5 protein-coding genes are annotated in these 5,141 nt (G+C 21.4%); 4 read left to right on the top strand and 1 reads right to left on the bottom strand.

Annotation, left to right across the window (positions count from 1 at the left end; all coding sequences use genetic code 11):
• Positions 1–163 precede the first annotated feature (163 nt).
• The 4 genes from GBZ86_RS12490 to GBZ86_RS12475 all read left to right on the top strand — a co-directional run bounded on the left by GBZ86_RS12490 (position 164) and on the right by GBZ86_RS12475 (position 4,273).
• Complete coding sequence (locus GBZ86_RS12490; protein WP_152891141.1) at positions 164–1,060, top strand: metallophosphoesterase; 897 nt, start codon at positions 164–166, stop codon at positions 1,058–1,060.
• Between the two features lie 168 nt (positions 1,061–1,228).
• Positions 1,229–2,059, top strand: coding sequence for a hypothetical protein (locus GBZ86_RS12485; RefSeq protein WP_152891139.1), 831 nt, complete (start codon positions 1,229–1,231; stop codon positions 2,057–2,059).
• A 111-nt stretch (positions 2,060–2,170) separates the two neighbouring features.
• A complete protein-coding gene (locus GBZ86_RS12480; protein ID WP_152891137.1) occupies positions 2,171–2,539 on the top strand; it encodes a hypothetical protein in 369 nt (122 codons plus the stop codon).
• Between the two features lie 12 nt (positions 2,540–2,551).
• Positions 2,552–4,273 carry a S41 family peptidase gene (locus GBZ86_RS12475; RefSeq protein WP_152891135.1) on the top strand — a complete coding sequence of 574 codons (1,722 nt, stop codon included), beginning with the start codon at positions 2,552–2,554 and terminating at the stop codon, positions 4,271–4,273.
• Between the two features lie 90 nt (positions 4,274–4,363).
• Here the strand turns inward: GBZ86_RS12475 and GBZ86_RS12470 are convergent, their stop codons facing one another.
• Positions 4,364–5,029, bottom strand: coding sequence for a hypothetical protein (locus tag GBZ86_RS12470; RefSeq protein WP_152891133.1), 666 nt, complete (start codon positions 5,027–5,029; stop codon positions 4,364–4,366).
• Positions 5,030–5,141 lie beyond the last annotated feature (112 nt).

Below are 5,141 nucleotides of genomic sequence, written 5' to 3'. Positions count from 1 at the left end.
ATTTTTAAATAGTTTATGATTATTTATAAAAAAAAATTTATTTTAATATTTATTTACTTAAAATACTTTAGAACAAATATTGTAATTTATTTAGAATTTATGGTATTTTATTCTTACAATATGGATAAAAATTATATAGAAATACTGAAATGAGGAAATATATATGAAAAATTTACAGCAGGTTACTAATGCTATTATAGGTACCTCTATTGTTGCTACTGCAACAATAGGCTATTTTATTTATGAAAATAATAAATTATCAATATCTAACTTAGAAATTATTTCAAATAAAATCCCAAAATCTTTTAAAGATTTTAAAATACTTCATTTAACAGACTTGCATGGAAAAATTTTTGGAAAAAACAATTCAAAATTAATAAATAAAATAAAAGAACTAAACCCAGATATAATCGTAGCTACAGGTGATATGTTTAGTGTTTGTATGGATGAAAAAGAAGTATTTTTAAATCTTTGTAAAAATCTAAGAAATTATTATCCTATATACTATTCATTAGGTAATCATGAAACTATAGTTAAAACTTCCACTAATTTTAATGAACGAACATGGTTTTGTTACTATATAGATAAATTAAAACAAATTGGAGTAATAGTTATAGATAATGCTAAAGTTAATTTAGTAAAAGGACAGGATAAAATAAATATTTATGGCTTATCTCTACCTATTAAATACTATAGAAGAAGATTTACCGCAGATAGAAAGAAAAAATTGCCTGTTAGCAAACAAATTTTAGATAACTTTATTGGTGAATGTAATAAAAAAAATTTTAATATTCTTTTAGCTCATAACCCTTTACATTATGATGCATATAGGGCTTGGGGAAGTGATATAACTTTTTCTGGTCATATTCATGGTGGTGTAGTTCGTCTTCCTATTATAAAAGGAATCTTTTCACCTGAAGTAGATTTTTTTCCAAAATATAAAGAAGGTATTTATCTCAAAGAAAATTCTGCTTTAGTAGTAGGCCGTGGTCTAGGAAATTCTAGCTTAAAGGTTAGAGTATTAAATCCTCCTGAAATTGTTATAATAACCTTAAAATAAAATTTTATTTAAAATAATCACTCCTTAAAGTTTTAAATTTAAATACATTATTACATACTTTTTTTTAATAATATGCTAAAATTTAAAATATATATTTAATCTTAGTAAACTTAGATAAATACATTAACAGTGTATTTATCTAAGTTTACATTTAAAGGAGTGATTTAAATGATAAATAAATGGACTGGAAAATTATCAGCCACGGAAGTTTTTACTAAAAGTTTAAATATTTTATCTAATAATATTATGGATATTTTTAAAATAAGCTTAATATTTTATATAATTCCTTCTTTATTAATAGTAACTATATCTGCTTTTTTAGGAGTAAACACCTTATCTTTTAATGTTTTATCCAACTTTTCTAATAATATAAAATATTTATTTTCTAATTCTTTAATCTTTCTTTGGATTCCTATAAGCATTCTACTATGCTTAATTCCCATTTTAGGAAATTTTGCTATTGTAAAATTAATAAATTCAAAATTAAAAGATGAAAAGACTATCTGGTATGAATGTATTAAGTATGCATTTTCTAAAACCGGTTCAGCTTTATTATTAATATTAATTACTTTAGTAATTAGTACAATTTGGACTTTTACAATAGTTTTATTTATTACTATTGTATGTATTTTTACTTTTTTTAGAGGATTACCTATTGCTATAATTACAATACTTGCATTAACAGCTATACTGTTTATATTTTTGCAATTTATAATTCAAAGCATAGTAAATGAAGATTTAGGAGTATTGGCCGCTATAAAGCATAGTGTAAATTTAGTAAAAATTCGTTTTTGGAATGCTTTCGGGAAAATTGCATTATTAAAATTAGTATGTTTTCTTTTTAATGCAGGATTAACTATGTTTGCCATAATTCCATTTGTAGGAATTATATTATCAACATTAATAACTTTATGCTTAACTATTTTTCAACATATTGCAGTAACTATAATATTTAATGATTATGAGCAAGATCCTAATAAATTAGAATTTAAAATTTAAATTTTTTAATATTATATATTTCTAATTATCCTTGCATTTAAAAGTATGATGATGCAAACTATTATATATGTGTTTTAAATAATATTTTTAGTAAGAAAGGAGAAATTTTATATGAAACATAATTCTAAAAATGAATCTATATCCGAAGATTTAACTAAATTAAATGATAATGTTAAAATTAATAACCCATTAGAATCTAAAAGTGAACAAACACTATCAAATTTAGAATCCTCTGATAAAATTGAAAATATAAATAATTATACAAGTTATGTAAGTAATGCATATTATTATACGGGAAAAAGTGTTCCTCAATTTAATATTAAAACTATTATTATGATTATATTAGGCATAATAATAATTGGTGCATCTACATTTTTCTATTTTAATGATAAAAATAACTTAAATCCTTTTATAGGCTTTGCTATAGGAATTCTTTTATTACTAATTGCTTTAATTCAATTTATTTATAAAAAAAATTAATGGAGATACTAAATGAAAAGATATATAAATATATTTTTATTTATAATAATTATTTGTTCTTTATTTATTGGTTGCAATAAAAAAGATGATGAATCTTCAACTTTAAATAATTCTAATAATGGTAATCTAAAAATTGCTGAAAAAATTGAAGATTTTGAATATCTATATAAAATAATAAAAGATAATTATCCTTTATTGCACTTAAATAATAAAATAAATGAATCTGATTGGCTTTCTAATAAAAATAATTTTAAAAACTTAATTAAAGCAACTAAAACAAATGATGAATTTTTCAATGCTTTAAATACAATTTTAGAAAAGCTAAATAATTCTCAAACTCATATGGTAACTAAAGATGAATTAACTATACTTAAATCTCAATATGATCGTTATTTATATAATGGTAACGATAATAAATGGTTAGCAGAAACTATAAATGATACTAAGGTTTTAAATAGATATTTTCCAACTGGTTCATATAAAAAACCAATTTCTCAACCTAAAGAAATAACCAAAACTGATGAACCTAATGTAATTACTAAAGATGTTATTAGTGATAGTATTGGCTATATTTCTATAAATAAATTTGTAAATAGCTATAATATGCAAGAAGATATAGATATTATTGATGAATATTTAGATAACATTAAAAATTATGATGCTTTAGTTATTGATTTGCGCGGAAATAATGGAAATGAAAATATTTATTGGCAAAAATATTTAATGCCTAAATTAATCAATTCTCCTATTGAAAATCCTACTTATAGTTTTTTTAGAAATGGTAAATTAATAAAAAATATTTTAAAATCCTACGATGAAAGTTTGGTTAATGTTCCAAAAATCAGAGATTTAAATTATGCTGATTTTCCTAATTTACCAAGAGATATTTTTAGAGATTTTGAGTATTATATAAAACATAATAATAAAATAGTTCCTAGAAAATCAATTAACTTTCATGGAAGAATATATCTATTAGTAGATAAAACTGTATCTAATGCTGCTGAAAACTTTGCTATTTTTGCAAAAAATACAGGATTTGCTACTGTAATTGGTGAATCAACTTCTGGAAAAAGTAATACTACTAATCCTATAGTAGTTATGTTACCTAATAGTGGCTATTTACTTAGTTTACCTATAAGCTTAACAATCACTAAGGAAGGTTCTTACATAGATGAACTTAAACTAATTCCTAATTATGAAGTTCACACTGCTGAAAAAAAAGATAATTTTAGTGATGATGAATGTATAAAAAAAGTATTAGATGTAGAAGGAGTAAACTATAAAGCTAATTTAACTGTAAAAGAAAAAGAATTTAATTTTAATGATACTTTAAACTTTTTAAATAATTTTAAACCAGAAAATTCTCAAATATATAAAATAGTTTTTGATTTAATAAATACTTATAACGGTACTATAAGCTATTTTGATGACAAGGAAAGCTTACTAAACAAAGTTAAATCTAAATACTCTGATAAAGAAATGCTTATTTTAACATATAAAAAGCCTCAAAAAATAAGTATACAATCAACAGCTAAAAATATTCCTAAAGAATACAGAGATAAATTTAATAATGTAATGTTACATGAAGTGGATACTATAGTCATAGCAGCTTCTAAAGAATCAAATACTGTAGAACTATTTTTAGGAGATAAGGATAAATCCTTAATAATAGATTTTTATGATAATATTTTAGCTAGTAAAGTTTCTAACATAATTTATCAATTTAATAAATAACTTAAAAAGGGTAATGAATTTTATATATGTTATAAAATATCATTACCCTTTACTTATCTAAAATTTCTTTTAATCAATAAGGTTATTTTATTACCACCCTTTATCTTTATAAAAAACAACAGCTCCAATATAAATAAAACTAGAAGCCGTTAATGAACTAGTTAAAAGTATAAATTGTCTTATATTCCATACTATACTTCCTATAAAATTATTTGCTATTAAATCCACTACGAATAAGAAAACTTGTAAAATTAAAAATGTTATACTATAAATTAATATATATTTAATAACGGATAAAATTATATCTTTACTAGTTATTAAACAACTACTTTTAATAGCCTCAAAAAAATCTTGGTTACTTATAGCTAAAAAAGGAATTATTGGCCACAAAAAATATTTTATAATATTAGCCAAAGGCATATTGATAACTTCCAAAAAAGCTACTATAAATGTTATGAAAAAAAACATTAAAATACAAAAACTTCTATTTAAAAATACATCTTCTAAATATTCTATCCATATTTTTTTTTCATTATTTAAAGTATCATGAGATATACAAGTTACTATAATAGGAAATAAAATAACAAAAATTATTTGTAACATTATTGATATAGCTTCATTATTACTAAATAAAACTGTAATTAAAGAAAATATTGATGCTATTATAAATAATGAATGTATATTTTTTTTAAAAATATACATTATATCAGAAAAATACCTCCATAAATGTTCACCTAATTCAGTTTTTAATTCCATATCTATATAGTTGTTAATAATTTATAAATTTTTCTATTAATTTTTAGTAAAAATTTATAAATTTATTACAACAGACACCTCCTCCCAATTAATAAATATAACACTTATATAT

It is taken from the genome of Clostridium tarantellae, assembly GCF_009295725.1.
In the GTDB taxonomy this organism is placed as follows: domain Bacteria; phylum Bacillota; class Clostridia; order Clostridiales; family Clostridiaceae; genus Sarcina; species Sarcina tarantellae.
Note: the sequence above shows the minus strand (reverse complement) of the source record. Positions and strands in the feature narration are given on the sequence as shown.